This window comes from uncultured Tateyamaria sp. (assembly GCF_947503415.1).
Taxonomy (GTDB): Bacteria; Pseudomonadota; Alphaproteobacteria; order Rhodobacterales; family Rhodobacteraceae; genus Tateyamaria.
Genome location: NZ_CANNDS010000002.1, coordinates 263,748 through 278,621 on the forward strand (window position 1 = coordinate 263,748; position 14,874 = coordinate 278,621).

Annotated in this window: 16 protein-coding genes; 8 read left to right on the top strand and 8 right to left on the bottom strand. The window is 59.4% G+C overall.

Annotated features, from left to right (window positions below):
• The first annotated feature begins 47 nt into the window (after positions 1-47).
• Positions 48-833, top strand: coding sequence for an enoyl-CoA hydratase (locus tag Q1A32_RS12435; protein ID WP_299653594.1), 786 nt, complete (start codon positions 48-50; stop codon positions 831-833).
• Between the two features lie 262 nt (positions 834-1,095).
• On the opposite strand, the gene Q1A32_RS12440 is transcribed toward Q1A32_RS12435, so the two are convergent.
• Positions 1,096-1,248, bottom strand: a complete 153-nt coding sequence (locus Q1A32_RS12440; RefSeq protein WP_299612385.1) for a hypothetical protein — start codon at positions 1,246-1,248, stop codon at positions 1,096-1,098.
• Between the two features lie 128 nt (positions 1,249-1,376).
• Here Q1A32_RS12440 and trmFO point away from each other — a divergent pair, with 128 nt between their 5' ends.
• The 3 genes from trmFO to gluQRS are packed head-to-tail and all read left to right on the top strand — an operon-like array spanning position 1,377 to position 4,299.
• Positions 1,377-2,729, top strand: coding sequence for a methylenetetrahydrofolate--tRNA-(uracil(54)-C(5))-methyltransferase (FADH(2)-oxidizing) TrmFO (gene trmFO / locus Q1A32_RS12445; RefSeq protein ID WP_299653596.1), 1,353 nt, complete (start codon positions 1,377-1,379; stop codon positions 2,727-2,729).
• A 41-nt stretch (positions 2,730-2,770) separates the two neighbouring features.
• A complete protein-coding gene (locus Q1A32_RS12450) occupies positions 2,771-3,376 on the top strand; it encodes a class I SAM-dependent methyltransferase (protein WP_299653599.1) in 606 nt (201 codons plus the stop codon).
• The gene (gene gluQRS / locus Q1A32_RS12455; RefSeq protein ID WP_299653602.1) at positions 3,373-4,299 is read left to right on the top strand and encodes a tRNA glutamyl-Q(34) synthetase GluQRS; all 927 of its coding nucleotides are present in this window, start codon (positions 3,373-3,375) and stop codon (positions 4,297-4,299) included. The genes Q1A32_RS12450 and gluQRS overlap by 4 nt, the downstream gene beginning before the upstream one ends.
• A gap of 39 nt (positions 4,300-4,338) precedes the next feature.
• On the opposite strand, the gene hisI is transcribed toward gluQRS, so the two are convergent.
• A complete protein-coding gene (hisI, locus tag Q1A32_RS12460) occupies positions 4,339-4,701 on the bottom strand; it encodes a phosphoribosyl-AMP cyclohydrolase (protein ID WP_299653605.1) in 363 nt (120 codons plus the stop codon).
• Between the two features lie 75 nt (positions 4,702-4,776).
• Here hisI and Q1A32_RS12465 point away from each other — a divergent pair, with 75 nt between their 5' ends.
• Positions 4,777-5,229 (top strand): iron-sulfur cluster assembly scaffold protein, encoded by a 453-nt coding sequence (locus Q1A32_RS12465; protein ID WP_299612378.1) that lies wholly within the window; start codon positions 4,777-4,779, stop codon positions 5,227-5,229.
• 387 nt (positions 5,230-5,616) lie between these two features.
• On the opposite strand, the gene Q1A32_RS12470 is transcribed toward Q1A32_RS12465, so the two are convergent.
• From Q1A32_RS12470 to Q1A32_RS12490, 5 genes are all read right to left on the bottom strand, one after another.
• The gene (locus Q1A32_RS12470) at positions 5,617-5,745 is read right to left on the bottom strand and encodes a hypothetical protein (protein WP_299612376.1); all 129 of its coding nucleotides are present in this window, start codon (positions 5,743-5,745) and stop codon (positions 5,617-5,619) included.
• Between the two features lie 101 nt (positions 5,746-5,846).
• On the bottom strand, positions 5,847-7,934 hold the full coding sequence (gene recG / locus Q1A32_RS12475) for an ATP-dependent DNA helicase RecG (RefSeq protein ID WP_299653608.1): 2,088 nt from the start codon (positions 7,932-7,934) through the stop codon (positions 5,847-5,849).
• Complete coding sequence (ligA, locus tag Q1A32_RS12480; protein ID WP_299653611.1) at positions 7,931-10,048, bottom strand: NAD-dependent DNA ligase LigA; 2,118 nt, start codon at positions 10,046-10,048, stop codon at positions 7,931-7,933. Before ligA ends, recG begins: the two co-directional genes overlap by 4 nt.
• Before the next feature lie 145 nt (positions 10,049-10,193).
• Positions 10,194-10,913 (bottom strand): response regulator transcription factor CtrA, encoded by a 720-nt coding sequence (gene ctrA / locus Q1A32_RS12485; RefSeq protein WP_299612370.1) that lies wholly within the window; start codon positions 10,911-10,913, stop codon positions 10,194-10,196.
• A gap of 99 nt (positions 10,914-11,012) precedes the next feature.
• A complete protein-coding gene (locus Q1A32_RS12490; RefSeq protein WP_299612368.1) occupies positions 11,013-11,291 on the bottom strand; it encodes a DUF1153 domain-containing protein in 279 nt (92 codons plus the stop codon).
• A 125-nt stretch (positions 11,292-11,416) separates the two neighbouring features.
• Between Q1A32_RS12490 and mnmA the strand changes: the two genes are divergently transcribed.
• From mnmA to Q1A32_RS12505, 3 genes are all read left to right on the top strand, one after another.
• Positions 11,417-12,556: a tRNA 2-thiouridine(34) synthase MnmA gene (gene mnmA, locus Q1A32_RS12495; protein WP_299653614.1), complete on the top strand. Its 1,140-nt coding sequence runs from the start codon at positions 11,417-11,419 to the stop codon at positions 12,554-12,556.
• 74 nt (positions 12,557-12,630) lie between these two features.
• The gene (locus tag Q1A32_RS12500; RefSeq protein WP_299653617.1) at positions 12,631-13,386 is read left to right on the top strand and encodes an SDR family NAD(P)-dependent oxidoreductase; all 756 of its coding nucleotides are present in this window, start codon (positions 12,631-12,633) and stop codon (positions 13,384-13,386) included.
• The gene (locus tag Q1A32_RS12505) at positions 13,386-13,931 is read left to right on the top strand and encodes a sugar O-acetyltransferase (protein WP_299653620.1); all 546 of its coding nucleotides are present in this window, start codon (positions 13,386-13,388) and stop codon (positions 13,929-13,931) included. The genes Q1A32_RS12500 and Q1A32_RS12505 overlap by 1 nt, the downstream gene beginning before the upstream one ends.
• Here the strand turns inward: Q1A32_RS12505 and Q1A32_RS12510 are convergent.
• Complete coding sequence (locus Q1A32_RS12510) at positions 13,928-14,857, bottom strand: DUF5996 family protein (RefSeq protein WP_299653623.1); 930 nt, start codon at positions 14,855-14,857, stop codon at positions 13,928-13,930. The two genes, Q1A32_RS12505 and Q1A32_RS12510, sit on opposite strands and share 4 nt — an antisense overlap.
• Between the last annotated feature and the right edge of the window lie 17 nt (positions 14,858-14,874).

The following is a 14,874-nucleotide window of genomic DNA, read 5'->3' on the forward strand; positions in this document are numbered from 1 at the left end:
ATGCCTTCCCTGGCCTAGGGTGAGCCGCAAATCTGCGGGAGGGCAAGATGGCAATTCTGGAACGTGAGGTCACGGACGCGGTGGCGCATCTGAGGATGAACGCACCTGAACGGCTAAACGCCCTGTCGGACGAGATGATTGCAGCCGTTCACGGCGCGCTGGATGAAGTGGCGGAGGACCGATCGGTCCGGGCTGTTGTCCTGTCGGGTGCGGGTAAAGCTTTTTGCGCGGGTCACGATCTGAAGCAGATGACGGCGGGGCGACAAGCCGAGGATGGTGGCGCCGCCTATTTCAAAGACTTGTTCGACCGCTGCGCCGCCATGATGGCGCGGGTGCAGTCCCTGCCCCAACCGGTCATTGCGCAGGTCCACGGCATCGCCACGGCGGCGGGCTGTCAACTTGTGGCGACATGCGATCTGGCCTTGGCTGCACAAGGCACCCGCTTTGGCGTGAACGGCGTGAATATCGGGCTGTTCTGTTCAACGCCCATGGTGGCGCTCAGCCGCAATATCCCACGCAAGCAGGCGTTCGAGATGCTGACTACAGGTGAATTCATTGAAGCCGACCGCGCTGCGGAATTGGGGCTTGTTAACCATGCTGTGCCGATGGATGAGCTTGGAAGTGCAACTCAAAACCTTGCCGCGCAGATTGCGGACAAACTGGGAAGTGCGGTGAAAATTGGCAAACAGGCGTTCTACAACCAGCTGCAAATGCCCATCGATCAAGCCTATGCCTATACCGGTGATGTGATGGTGCAGAACATGTTGGACCGCGACACCGCCGAGGGCATTGATGCCTTCATCGAAAAGCGGCCTCCAAACTGGACGCAATAGCCGCTGCATACTCTTTAAAATCCGAGACGATTTTTGGTTGTTTCCAAATCGTGACCCGACTATTTCCAAATGATCACTGGTAATTTGGGCACAAATGGGGCACAAATAAGTCACGGTTAACCACCGACGACGATTTTGGGTCGCCGTATGCGGAAGGTCCCTCCAGGTCAGCCTCTCTCTGACCGACCATCCCCGCAGCGGCGACCCCAAAACTCCCCAACCTCCTGAAAAACGTCTCGGAACCGCCGAAAGCTGTGTATTCTCAGGTTACAGGCCCGCAATCGCCGGGCGGTGAGACAACCACCGGATCCTCGGGTCCACAGGGTTCACCGCTGATCGGGTAGCGATCCGGTTCCTCGCATGCTTGAAGAGCAATGAGTGCCGCAATCACACCAATGATTTTGAGACGTGTCATTTTCGTGTCCTGTCTTGTTGTGCTCTGTAGTTAGACGAGGCGGCGCGCGCCCATGTTGATTTTTGTCAAAGCCGCTGACCGCAGGCGTATGGATTGCGCGACCGCTCGGCATGCCCTACATCCGCGCCATGACACAGATCCTTCACATCGTGGGCGGCGGCATGGCCGGGTCCGAAGCTGCATGGCAGGCCGCCAATATGGGCGTGCAAGTCGTCATCCATGAAATGCGCCCGAAGGTCGGCACTTTTGCCCACCAGACGGGTTTGTTGGGCGAGATGGTGTGCTCAAATTCCTTCCGGTCGGATGACAGCGAACAGAACGCCGTCGGCCTGCTGCATTGGGAGATGCGGGAAGCCAATGGCCTGATCATGCAGACCGCCGACAAGCACCGTTTGCCTGCCGGTGGTGCGCTGGCTGTGGACCGTGACCCTTTCGCGCAATCCGTGACCGACGCGCTGATGGCGCACCCGAATGTGTCGGTAGAATATGGTGAGATCACCGCCCTGCCCGATGATGGTCACTGGATTTTTGCCACAGGGCCACTGACCTCAACCGCGTTGGGGCAATCCATCGCAGCCGAAACGGGAACCGAGGCGCTGGCGTTCTTCGATGCCATCGCGCCCATCGTCTATTTCGACAGCATCGACATGGAAAAAGCGTGGATGCAGTCCCGCTATGACAAGGGCGAGACCGAAGAAGAGCGGACCGCTTACCTCAACTGCCCTATGGACAAGCAGCAATACGATACTTTCATCGACGCGCTGCTCGCCGCCGACAAAACCGAGTTTCATGAGGGCGAAACCGCGGGCTATTTCGACGGTTGCCTGCCCATCGAGGTGATGGCCGAACGGGGGCGGGAAACGCTGCGGCATGGCCCGATGAAGCCCGTGGGCCTGACCAATCCACATCAACCCGACGTAAAGGCGCACGCCGTCGTTCAACTGCGCCGCGACAACAAGCTGGGCACGTTGTATAACATCGTGGGCTTCCAGACGAAAATGAAGTACGGCGCGCAAGCCGATGTTTTCAAATCTATTCCCGGTCTCGAAAATGCACGCTTTGCCCGCCTCGGCGGCATCCACCGCAACACGTTCCTGAACAGTCCAACATTGCTGACAGACGATATGCGCCTCAAATCGCGACCCAATATTCGCTTCGCTGGCCAGATCACTGGGGTCGAAGGCTATGTAGAATCCTCCGCCATGGGTCTTTTGGCCGGTCGCGCGGCCGCCACCGAGATTCTGGGCGGCACACTTGATATGCCCCCCAATACCACCGCCATGGGTGCCCTGATCACCCACATCACCGGCGGGGCCGAGGCCAAGACATTCCAACCCATGAACGTGAATTTCGGACTGTTTCCCCCGGTTGAAGGCCTCAAAGGCGGGCGGCGCGGGCGCAAAGACCGCTACAAGGCCTATACCGACCGGGCAAAAGCAGATTGGCAGGCCTGGTTGGCGCCGCAAGCGGTCGCTGCCTAAGGCACTGGACGGACGCGCTGCGCGCCCGTTACTCTGCCTCCATGACTGGATTTCTGGACAAGGCCTATACGGCCCGTGACGCGGCCTCGACCCGCGCACTTTACGACGATTGGGCTGCAAGTTACGAAGCAGAAGTGGCTGAGAACGGCTACGCGACACCGGGCCGTTGCGCCGATGCTTTGAAGTCTCATGTTTCTGACGTGTCATCCCCAATTCTGGATTTTGGCTGTGGAACCGGGCTGTCGGGACTGGCCCTGAAACTTGCCGGGTTCGAGGTCATCGACGGCGTGGACCTGTCTACGGAGATGCTGGACGGCGCACGCGCCAAAGGAGCCTATCGTCATCTGGACCAAATCGAAGCAGGCAGCGCGTTGCCGCGCCAGGGATATGCGGCCATGGCGGCCATTGGTGTGATCGGAGCCGGCGCAGCGCCCATCGATGTACTGCACACATTGATGCGTGCGTTGCCCAAGCGCGGCAAACTGGTCTTTTCCTTCAACGATCACGCGCTTGAAGATCCAGCCAACCAGCAAGGTGTGTCCGAGTGGACAGATTGCGGTGCCGCACACCTTCTGTTCAAGGAGCATGGCGATCACCTTCCGGGCATTGACTTGAAGTCTACCGTCTACGTGCTTGAAAAAGCGTGACCTTCGTCACCCGCTTTGCCCCGTCGCCAACAGGGCCTTTGCACCTCGGGCACGCATATTCAGCCATGCTTGCCCACGATATGGCCCGCGCCGAAAACGGCACGTTCCTGTTGCGGATGGAAGACATCGACCAATCCCGCGCCCGGCCAGAGTGGGAAGAACAGATCTACGACGACTTGCGCTGGCTGGATGTCGAATGGGATGGCCCCGTGCTGCGCCAATCAGACAACCTGGATGCCTATTCCAGGGCACTGGACACTCTGTGGCGGCGCCGCCTGGTCTACCCCTGCACCTGCACACGTGCCGACATCAAGGCAGCGACAAGCGCCCCTCAGGAAGGTGTGCCAACCCATGGCCCGGACGGTTTGATCTATCCCGGGACTTGCCGCGAAATGACATGGGAACGTACATTCCCGGACACCCATCCACGCCCGCAGGGCGAAACACTGCGCCTTGACATGGCCCAAGCAGTCTTGGAAGCGGGGTTTGAGTACCGGATTGATGGAACCGGCCCTTGGGCGTCGTATCTAGGGTTCACAGAAAGCGGTGCCGGGCCAAACGGTGAAAAGGGCCGGATCGAGTTTGGGCCAGACATGCTGCCCAACACCGCTGGTGATATCGTTCTTGCGCGACGGGATATGGGCACATCCTATCATCTGTCGGTAGTTGTAGACGATGCCGTGCAGGGCATCACGCATGTTGTGCGCGGCGCGGATTTGTTCGACGCGACTTCAATCCATGTTCTGCTGCAGCGCCTGCTCGGTCTCCCGACGCCCACATATCATCACCACAACCTGATCCGCGACGACACCGGCAAGCGTCTTGCCAAGCGGGATGATGCGCGCGCGATCTCAAAATACCGCGCAGATGGGGCCACGCCGGAAGACATCCGCGCGATGGTCGGTCTACCTTCTCTGATCTGAAAAAAACTCGGGGAGTGAGAACGAGGGGTCAGGCAGATTCTAACCCATTGGCGCCATCAACTCGACCTCGGACCCTTCGGTCACATCCGTGTAGAAACACGTCCGCCGTCCGGTGTGGCATGCAGGCCCCGTCTGGCGCACATGCATCAAAATGCAATCCCGGTCACAATCCACACGCAGAGACACAAGCTCCTGCACATGGCCCGATGTCTCGCCCTTGATCCAGAACGCTTGCCGCGAGCGGGACCAATAGGTCACGCGGCCGCTTTCAAGTGTCTGCGCCACAGCTTCGGCGTTCATCCATGCCATCATCAACACTTCGTGGCTGTCCGCATCCTGCGCGATGGCAGGGATCAGACCCTGATCATTGTATGTCAAGCTCTTGGGATCAAAGGCGGTCATCGCAAAACCTTTTGCATCTGGGATCGAGCCGCTTAAATAGGAGGAAAGCAAACGCGACACCAGAGCGGAGGGGCCATGCCCGCCGATACCGACCTGATCAAGCTCTATTCCTCCCGCATTCTGGGATTGGCTGCGGACATTCCGCACCACACTCGGCTGAACGCGCCTGACGCAACGGTCAAGAAACGGTCGCCCCTGTGCGGCTCGACCGTGACGGTCGATGTCTCGGTGTCAGATGGGCACATCACCGCATTCGGGCAGGACGTCAAAGCCTGTGCTCTTGGTCAAGCCGCCGCCGCGGTCACCGGTGGTGCCGTGATCGGACGTACGTTGGAAGAGTTGCAGGCCGGCCGCGATGCTTTGCGTGCGATGCTCAAGTCCGGTGGCCCGGTTCCACCCGCTCCATTCGATGGATTCGAAGTGTTGGAACCCGCGCGCGACTACAAAAACCGCCACGCCTCAATCCTACTGAGTATCGAGGCTGCGGCGGAAGCCATGGAGCAAGCTTTGCAGTCCGATTGCGCCTGACAGCTCTCTTGCCAGTTCAGGAATACTGTGGGTCAAGCAATTTGGCACGCTACAACGATTTTTGACCACGCCATGACCGCATGATTTCGCAGTTCCAATAAACGCTGTTTCAACGCGTTTGCATGGCACTGCAATGGTTTGGGTCATTCAAAATGCAGAGCGACTGAAAGGTCCACTTCACGCGCGCCGCCCAAGCCCCACCTGTAAAAAAAAAAGCGCCGCACATCCGGGCGGATGGCGGCGCGAGGAAAGCGTCTCTTGCGTGGGACAGATCCGGGGACCCCGAGGCAAACGGGGGGCGTCTTGATCGGCAGGCAGAGCCGACATGACGCGAGACAGCACCTGGGACGGGCGCGGTAAGGGATCAAGCAAGATCGCAGGCAGAACTCAGATCAAAGCGGGGATGTGAAGACCGACAACCAGCATCACCAACAGGGCGGCAGCACCGGCGGCATCCTGAAGCAGTGTGGCTTCGGCGCGTGTGGCGATATCCTTGATCTGGCGTAACGTGGTCATGTCGGCGTCTCCGTCTTCGAGTTGCCCCTTTGTTCTCACATTCTTAACGATTGGTAAAGAACTTTTTGAGAACATTTGTGAACTTTTCGGAACGCGCGCGGCTAACCCACTGATATCAAACGTATCGCTTCGTCCTGCCGCATGAGCCAAAGAAGAACGCGCGCGGCTTGTCCCCGCGGGGACAAAAGTTCAGGGTCCTCAGCCAGCAACTTGCGTGCATCAGATTGCGCGACCGCCATCAAGCCTGCCTGCCGATCCAGATCAGCTATCTGAAACCGAGGCACCCCGGACTGGGCCGTGCCGATCAGATCGCCATAGCCTCGCATCTGCAAATCAGTCTCTGCAATGCGAAACCCGTCTTCGGTTTCGCGCAACACCTCGAGCCGCTTTTGCCCGGCATCGGACAATGGAGATTGATACAACAGCAAGCAGGTCGAGGCCGCATCACCACGCCCCACCCGACCGCGGAGCTGGTGCAGTTGCGCGAGCCCAAAGGTTTCCGCCCTTTCAATGACCATGATGGTTGCATTTGGCACGTTCACACCAACTTCGATCACCGTGGTGGCCACCAGCACGCCGGTTTCCCCGGCCTGGAACTTTGCCATGGCCGCGTCTTTATCGGCAGGCGGCATTTGGCCGTGCACCAACCCGACACGGTCTTCGCCCAAAACGGCGCGCAATCGCTTGAAGCGCTCTTCGGCCGCGGTCAGGTCCACAGCCTCGCTTTCCTCAACCAGCGGACAGACCCAATAGCATTGCCGCCCTTCGTCCATGGCGGCCTGAAGTCGCGCCACGACCTCATCCGTCCGGCCAGTACTGACCATCGCCGTTTTGATAGGCTTTCGACCGGGCGGCTTTTCATCAAGTACGGACACATCCATGTCGCCATATTGCGCCAGCGCCAAGGATCGCGGAATCGGTGTGGCCGTCATCACCAATACGTCCGCCGTGCCGCCCTTTTTGCCCAAGGCAAGCCGTTGGCGCACACCAAACCGATGCTGTTCATCCACAATGGCCAGGCGCAGGTCCGAGAATTCCACGTCCGCCTGAAACACCGCATGGGTGCCCACCAAAATCTGAATGTCGCCTTTGGCCAAGGCCTCCAGCTTGGCCCTACGCTCCGCCCCCTTGTCGCGCCCAGTGAGGATTTCCAGCACAACGCCCGCATCCTCTGCCAGCGGCTGCAACCCTTCCAGGTGCTGGCGGGCAAGGATTTCAGTCGGTGCCATCATCACGCCCTGCCCGCCCGCTTCAACGGCGATCAAGAGCGCCATGAACGCGACAAGCGTCTTTCCCGCACCCACATCGCCCTGAAGCAAACGGTTCATGCGCGTCGGACGCGCCATGTCTTCGGCAATCTCGGCAATGGCCCGCTCCTGCGCGCCGGTCGGTGCATAAGGCAGCCGTGCACGCACGCGGGCTTGCAAGATCGTGGTGCCTTTCGTTTCGACCCCGGCAAGTTGCCGTTCGGACGCGCGGGCCAATGCCAGGGTCAGTTGATGGGCCATCAACTCGTCATAGGCCAGCCGCGTGCGCGCGAGTGCATCCGGCGAAAGATCACCTTGCGCTTGCGGTGTGTGCACAGTCATCATCGCGGTCGCAAAATCGGGCCACCCTGCCTGTTGCGACTGCTCCTGATCAATCCACTCTGCCATCTGCGGCACCCGTGCCAACGCAGAGCGGGACGCCTTGAACATCGTCTTTTGGGTGACCCCTGCCGTCAAAGGATAGACCGGTTCGAAGAGCGGTATTTGGTCCGCGTCCTCCTCGGGCAAGATATGATCCGGGTGCACCATGTTGGCGATACCATCGAACAATTCGACCTTGCCCGAGACGATGCGTGTGCTGCCAGTGGGCAGAACCTTGTTGAGGTAGTCACTGCGGCCGTGAAAAAACACGAGCTGAAAGCTGGTGTGCGCGTCCTCGACATGAATTCGGTACGCGCCGCCACGATTGCGGGCCGGATGGTGTGCGCCGACGGTGACCTTTACTGTCAGCGTGGCCGGCAAAGATGCGCCTTCGACCGTGTCGCGCATCGCGCGATCCACGCCCGTATGCGGCAGGGTAAACAACATATCGCGCGGTGTGCTTATCCCCAATTGGCCCAAGTTCTGGGCTGTTTTCGGCCCCACGCCGTCCAGCGTTTCGAGATCAGAAAATAGGGGGAATAGGAGTTCCGGGCGGCTCATGTGGCCTCGATCAGATCCAGCCAGCCATCCTCGTCGATGGTTTCAACCCGGAGTTCGGCTGCCTTTTTAGCCTTTGATCCGGCACCTGGCCCGGCCACCAAAAGGTCAGTCTTTGCGCTGACCGAGCCAGAGACCTTGGCCCCCAATGCTTCCGCCCGCGCCTTGGCTTCTGCCCGCGTCATCTTTTCCAACGTGCCCGTGAAGACCACCGTCTTGCCCGCAACGGGGCTGCCAGATGTGTCGGGCCGCACAGCTTCTTCAATGTCCAGATGTGCGACAAGACGGTAGATACTGGCGATTTCCGCCTCTTGATTGAAGGTTGTCGCGAGCGACCCGGCCATGACCGCGCCCACGCCATCAATACCGAGCAAGTCCTCCCATGCGTCATTTCCATCTTCGGCTGCACGCATGGCCGTACTGAACGCGTCCCATGTGCCATAATGGGTCGCAAGCAGGTTCGCCGCGACTTCGCCAACATGACGAATGCCAAGCGCAAAGATCACGCGGCCAAGGCCGATGTTGCGCCGGTCATCAATCGCGTCAAACAGGTTGAGCGCCGACTTTTCCCCCCATCCTTCGCGGTTTTTCAGCTGTTGCAGGCCGCTGCCGTATCTTTCCCGTAGGGTGAAGATGTCTGCCGGTTCTGCAATCCAGCCATCTGCGTGAAATTGTTCGACTTGCTTGGCACCCAAACCATCGATGTCGAAAGCCGCCCGACTGACGAAGTGTTTCAATTTTTCAACGGCTTGCGCGGGACAGATAAGCCCGCCCGTGCAGCGGCGTATTGCATCGCCCGGTTCACGCAAGGCGTCACTGCCGCATTCGGGGCATCTGCCCGGCATTTCGAACGGCACAGCGCCTTCGGGTCGTTTCGACAAGTCGACATCCGCGACCTTGGGAATAACGTCGCCCGCGCGGTAGACCTGCACCCAGTCCCCCACACGGATGTCCTTGCCGTCGCGGATCGTGTCGCCTTTGTTGTCGCGGCCGGCAATGTAGTCTTCATTGTGTAACGTCGCGTTCGACACAACGACGCCGCCCACCGTTACGGGCGTCAGACGCGCAACCGGGCTGAGTGCACCGGTGCGTCCCACCTGGATGTCGATGGCATCAAGGCGTGTCCAAGCCAACTCCGCAGGAAACTTGTGGGCGATGGCCCAGCGGGGCGTGGTTGAGCGAAATCCCAAACGAGACTGCAGCGTGAGATCGTTGACCTTGTAGACAACGCCATCGATATCATATCCCAACGTCGCCCGTTTCTGTTCGATCAAACGGTAGTGCGCGATCATTTCGTCCGGCCCATCACAGAGTTGGGTCAGTGGGTTGGTCGCAAACCCAAGTGTTTGCAGGCGGTCGATAGCGCCCATTTGCGTGTCTGACAGCGGGTCGGACAGCGCCCCCCATGCATAGGCAAAAAACCGGAGCGGCCGGGCACGCGTAATGTTGGCATCGAGCTGGCGCAGCGACCCAGCGGCCGCATTGCGCGGATTTGCAAATGGCTTTTGGTCCGCGCCGACCTGCCGCGCATTGAGCGCCTCGAAATCCGGATGGGACATATAGACTTCGCCGCGTACTTCGAGAACTTCGGGCGCATCGGAGAGTGTTTCTGGCACGTCCTCGATTGTTCGCGCGTTTGCGGTCACATTTTCCCCGACGGCCCCATCCCCGCGCGTTGCGGCTTGGACCAGTTTGCCGTTCTCGTATCGGAGGGAAAGAGACAGGCCGTCAATTTTGGGCTCTGCCGTGTAGGCCAGCGGAGAATCGGCTGCAAAGCCAAGGTACTTGCGGATGCGCGCGTCAAACTCGGTTACATCGGCGTCGTCAAATGCGTTTGCCAGTGACAGCATCGCGACCGCGTGCGTGACCTTTGAGAACCCATCCGCCACCGGAGCGCCAACAAGATCACTTGGGCTGTCGTCGCGCTTCAGTGTAGGGAACTGCGCCTCAATGGCTGCATTTCGCCGTTTCAGACGGTCGTATTCGGCATCACTGATCTCTGGGGCGTCTTTGGTGTGGTAGGCTGCATTGGCCTGCTCAAGGATCTTTGCCAAGCGCGCCAACTCGGTCCGTGCTTCGTCTTCGGTCAGCGCATCAGTGTCGATAGTGTCAGTCACGAAGCATCCCCTGCCTTATCCGACCAAGAGATAAAAGCCCAAGCCTACAGGGTCCAGTCATTGATGACGCGGGCACATCGAAGACAAGAAAAAAGCCGACACACCACATGGCGTGCCGACCTTTTCAGAGGGAAATCGTGTAGGGTCAGGCGCCGATTGCGAGCGGCGTGTCGTCCGGCATCTCGGCGGGCTGTGGATCGCGCAGAACATATCCGCGACCCCAGACTGTTTCGATGTAATTGTGACCACCCGTTGCCGTGCTCAGCTTCTTACGCAGCTTGCAGATGAAAACATCGATGATCTTGAGTTCGGGTTCGTCCATACCGCCATACAGGTGGTTGAGGAACATTTCCTTGGTGAGCGTCGTGCCTTTGCGCAAGCTCAGCAGTTCCAGCATCTGATACTCTTTGCCCGTCAGATGCACCGTCTTGTTGTCAACGCTGACAGTTTTGGCATCGAGGTTGACGGAGATCGCACCGGTTTCGATGACGGATTGGGAATGCCCCTTGGACCGGCGGATGATGGCGTGGATGCGCGCCACCAATTCTTCCCGGTGGAATGGTTTGGTCAGGTAGTCGTCCGCGCCGAACCCAAATCCCTTGATCTTGTTTTCCGTATCGTCCGCGCCGGACAGGATAAGGATCGGTGTTTCAACCCGAGCGAGCCGAAGCTGACGCAGCACCTCGTGACCGTTCATATCTGGCAAATCCAAATCAAGAAGGATGAGGTCGTAATCATAGAGCTTTGCCAGATCGATCCCTTCCTCCCCCAGATCCGTCGCATAGACGTTAAGGTTGGCATGGGTCAGCATCAGTTCGATGCTTTTGGAGGTCGTTGGATCATCTTCTACAAGCAGCACGCGCATTCTTCGGGTCTCCACACAAGGGGTGTTCAGGTGTTGAACCAAACGTGAACCGAAAAGGTTAACCACACGTTACCCTTGATGCGTTCTTACGTTAACAACTTAAAGTTGTCTATACTTTTGTACGGCTGTGGCCTTCAAAGCGTCCTCTCCGTGTGTGGAAACTGCGCGCGTCCACTCATGGAATTCATCTTCGCTCAGCCCATATCGTTCCAGCGCCGCCTCTTGCGTGATCAGGCCATAGAGAACGCCGCGCACCACCGCAGCCTTGCGTGACGCCACCCATCGCCTCGTCGAGGCGGGTGGCAAATCCGCCTGCGTCAGCACCGTGCCGTCCGGCAAGGTTATGGCCCGTGGCCCATCTACTTTCTTCAGATACATCGCACCGCTCATCCTTCGTGTTGGCGACAAGATTGAGCGATGGCCTTTAATGCGTAGTTAAACGGGGCCTTGAGACTATTTCGGATTTTCATATATATGCGTCCAATTCCTCCCGGAGACGTCTCATGCTTGACCAAACTGGTCCGCTCAATTCACTGGGCTTTGCCAAGGCCCCTGCCGATACCCGCGTTGTTGTCGCCATGTCCGGTGGCGTCGACAGTTCCGTTGTGGCGGCAGAGCTGAAAAGCCAGGGCTATGACGTCGTGGGCGTGACGCTGCAGCTGTACGATCATGGAGCGGCACTGGCGAAAAAGGGCGCGTGCTGTGCGGGTCGTGACATTCACGATGCGCGCCGGGTGGCAGAGGAAATGGGATTTCCCCATTACGTTCTGGACTATGAAAACGTCTTCCGCGACGCCGTGATTGACGAGTTTGCAGACAGCTATCTGGGTGGTGCCACGCCGGTGCCCTGCATCCGCTGCAATGAGCGGGTCAAATTCAAGGATCTGCTTGAAACAGCTAAGGATCTTGAGGCTGACTGCATGGCCACTGGCCACTACATCCAGCGCAAAATGGGTGATCTGGGACCCGAGTTGCATGCCGCGGCAGACTCCAACCGTGACCAAAGTTACTTCCTGTTTTCAACCACACCGGAACAGCTGGACTACTTGCGGTTTCCCCTTGGCCATTTGCCGTCCAAGGACGATACACGTGCGCTGGCGGAGAAGTACGGGCTGAGCGTGGCCGACAAGCCCGACAGTCAGGACATTTGCTTTGTGCCGGACGGTGATTATGCATCTGTCATTCGCAAGCTGCGCCCCGAGGCAGCCGCGCCCGGCGACATCGTCGATACGCAAGGCCGCGTACTTGGGACCCACGATGGTGTGATCAACTACACGATCGGGCAGCGCCGCGGGCTTGGTATCGGCGGCCTTGCCGACCCGCTTTACGTGGTCAAGCTGGACGCGGAAAACCGCCAAGTGGTCGTTGGACCGAAGGATATGCTGGCCACCCGGACCGTTCCGGTCCGGGAAATCAACTGGTTGGGCGACACCCGATTCGATGATCAGGACGCATGGCATGTGGCGGTCAAAGTCCGTTCCGCCCGCCCCCCGACCGAGGCGATCATTCGCCCGATCAGTGCCACAGAGGCAACTGTTGAACTGGTCGCGGCCGAAGCTGGCGTATCCCCCGGGCAGGCTTGCGTCTTCTATGACCGCGACAGCAGCCGCATCTTTGGCGGCGGGTGGATCCACAAAGGCTAAGGCGCGCGCCTTGTCACGGTGCAGTCGATCCGCTTAACTGAACGTATGTTCATATTGCGCGGAGGCTTGTCGGCATGAAACTAGACACAACCAGGGCGGTAGTGACCGGCGGGGCCTCGGGTCTAGGCGAGGCGACAGCCCGTCATTTCGCAGCGCACGGAGCGCAAGTTACCCTTCTGGACCGCGATTCGAATCGTGGCACACAGGTCGCGGAGGAGATCGGCGGGCACTTCGCCGAGACGGACGTGACGGACGAAGATTCGGTCACGGCGGCCATTGATCTGGCACGCGACAAGATGGGCGGCCTGTCGGCAGCAGTGAATTGCGCCGGTATCGCCTTTGGCATCAAGACCGTTGGCCGTGACGGACCACACCCCCTGCCCGCCTTTCAGAAAACCATCGACATCAATCTGGTGGGCAGCTTCAACGTGGCGCGCCTAGCCGCCGCTGCCATGGCGGACAATGAACCGGAACCGGATGGGGCGCGTGGTGTGATCATCAACACCGCCTCTATCGCCGCCTTTGACGGGCAGAAGGGTCAGGCGGCCTATGCTGCTTCCAAGGGCGGCGTTGTCGGAATGACGTTGCCGATGGCCCGCGATCTGGCGTCAAGCGGTGTGCGGGTGATGACAATCGCTCCGGGCATCTTCAAGACACCCATGCTGGCCGGATTGCCGGACGACGTGCAGGCGGCCTTGGCGGCCGATGTGCCGAACCCCGCGCGACTTGGTGATCCCGACGAATACGCGCGTCTTGCCGCCTTCATCGTGGAGATGGGGTATCTGAATGGCGAGGTGATCCGGCTTGATGGCGCTTTGCGGATGCGGTGATGCCCACAGAACGCCAAAAGATGGAGGCAGGTGGATGGTACACGTGCCTTGATGACGAGCTGGAGTCGTTGCGCATGGTTGCGCTTGATGCCGTACATGCACATAACCACCTGCCCCCGTCGGAGCGCCGCACACTCAGTGCGCCGCTGTGCGACTTGTTTGGTGATCCCGGAACCGGTTGCCTGATCGAAGCGCCCTTTCATTGCTCGTACGGGTGCCACATCCGGCTTGGCGCAGAGGTCTTTATTAACAGCGGTTGCGTGATCCTGGACAGTGCCCCTGTGGCAATTGGGGATGGCACCATGATCGGCCCCGGTGTTCAGATCTTGTGCGCAGATCACCATCGCGACCCCGTCAAACGGCGCGCAGGCATTGAGATTGCTTATCCTGTAACCATCGGAGCGGATGTCTGGATCGGCGCTGGTGCAGTCATCATGCCGGGCGTCACCATCGGAGATCGTGTGATCGTCGGTGCCGGTGCCGTTGTAACGAAGGACGTCTCTGACGACGCTACGGTCGTTGGCGTGCCTGCAGGGCCAATCTAGTCACGTGACATGGCGCGCGGGATGCGCGGTTGTCCCAATTCAGATGTCAGCGCCGCCTGATCCCAATTGCCCAGTGTCGCAGCAGCATCGAACGTGGCTTGAAGAAACGAAAGCAAAATGGCTGCGGGATCGTCCGCCTCTGCCACGATCCGGTAGGGCAATAGAAATTCGCCGAGGTCTGTGTCGAAATACGCGCCGTCGGGTCCCGCCGGTTCATCTCCAAAGCCTTCGGGCACAGGATAGGCATAGCTATAGAACATCGCCTCATCAGCGCCATTGCCACCCGCCCAGAACCCGGCGGATGATACTTCGTGGCTGTACGCCTCTTGTGTCACCGCGTCCGGCAAGGCTGGGAATCCACCGGGGTGAAGCGGTGCAGAGCGACCGGAAAATCGTGTCACCGCCAGGTCAAATGATCCCCAGAACAGGTGAACGGGGCTGACCTTTCCCAAGAATCCTGTTCGGAATGTCTGAAAAACCGGAACCATGGCCACAAGCGCTTGCCACCAAGCACGGGCAGCGTCCCGGTCATAGCTGCCCTCGTCCGTTTGATCCCGGAACGGTATCGGATCGGGAACTTCGTTTGGGAAGTGATGATAGTCCGTAGGGGCACCCACCCGCGTCAGCGCGGTCTTGAAGGTCGCATCGAAGTCGGCGACGGACATCGACCTGAGGTCGAACCCCGTCTGCGCACCGGATGTGGCCGTCACAGCAAGGCGATGATCGATCAGATCAAACCGCACCTCGAAACCACCGGGGATCAGCCCGGTCGTCAGGCCGCGCGCATCAGGATACAGGGTCGCGTGCCAGGAATGGTTCACCCACGGTGTCTGCGCGAGCCGGAACTTCCCGACGATCTGCGCCCACATGTGAAGGCTGTGCCCTGTATCCTTCCAGGCGGGATAACTCAGATTTGGCCAATTCATTCCGGCATCCTATCACA

Excerpts from the sequence above, each read along its gene's own strand:
- Q1A32_RS12435 (WP_299653594.1), top strand. The coding sequence starts at position 48 with ATGGCAATTCTGGAACGTGAGGTCACGGACGCGGTGGCGCATCTGAGG.
- Q1A32_RS12440 (WP_299612385.1), bottom strand. The coding sequence starts at position 1,248 with ATGACACGTCTCAAAATCATTGGTGTGATTGCGGCACTCATTGCTCTT.
- trmFO (WP_299653596.1), top strand. The coding sequence starts at position 1,377 with ATGACACAGATCCTTCACATCGTGGGCGGCGGCATGGCCGGGTCCGAA.
- Q1A32_RS12450 (WP_299653599.1), top strand. The coding sequence starts at position 2,771 with ATGACTGGATTTCTGGACAAGGCCTATACGGCCCGTGACGCGGCCTCG.
- hisI (WP_299653605.1), bottom strand. The coding sequence starts at position 4,701 with ATGACCGCCTTTGATCCCAAGAGCTTGACATACAATGATCAGGGTCTG.
- Q1A32_RS12465 (WP_299612378.1), top strand. The coding sequence starts at position 4,777 with ATGCCCGCCGATACCGACCTGATCAAGCTCTATTCCTCCCGCATTCTG.
- Q1A32_RS12470 (WP_299612376.1), bottom strand. The coding sequence starts at position 5,745 with ATGACCACGTTACGCCAGATCAAGGATATCGCCACACGCGCCGAAGCC.
- recG (WP_299653608.1), bottom strand. The coding sequence starts at position 7,934 with ATGAGCCGCCCGGAACTCCTATTCCCCCTATTTTCTGATCTCGAAACG.
- ctrA (WP_299612370.1), bottom strand. The coding sequence starts at position 10,913 with ATGCGCGTGCTGCTTGTAGAAGATGATCCAACGACCTCCAAAAGCATC.
- Q1A32_RS12490 (WP_299612368.1), bottom strand. The coding sequence starts at position 11,291 with ATGTATCTGAAGAAAGTAGATGGGCCACGGGCCATAACCTTGCCGGAC.
- mnmA (WP_299653614.1), top strand. The coding sequence starts at position 11,417 with ATGCTTGACCAAACTGGTCCGCTCAATTCACTGGGCTTTGCCAAGGCC.
- Q1A32_RS12500 (WP_299653617.1), top strand. The coding sequence starts at position 12,631 with ATGAAACTAGACACAACCAGGGCGGTAGTGACCGGCGGGGCCTCGGGT.
- Q1A32_RS12505 (WP_299653620.1), top strand. The coding sequence starts at position 13,386 with ATGCCCACAGAACGCCAAAAGATGGAGGCAGGTGGATGGTACACGTGC.
- Q1A32_RS12510 (WP_299653623.1), bottom strand. The coding sequence starts at position 14,857 with ATGAATTGGCCAAATCTGAGTTATCCCGCCTGGAAGGATACAGGGCAC.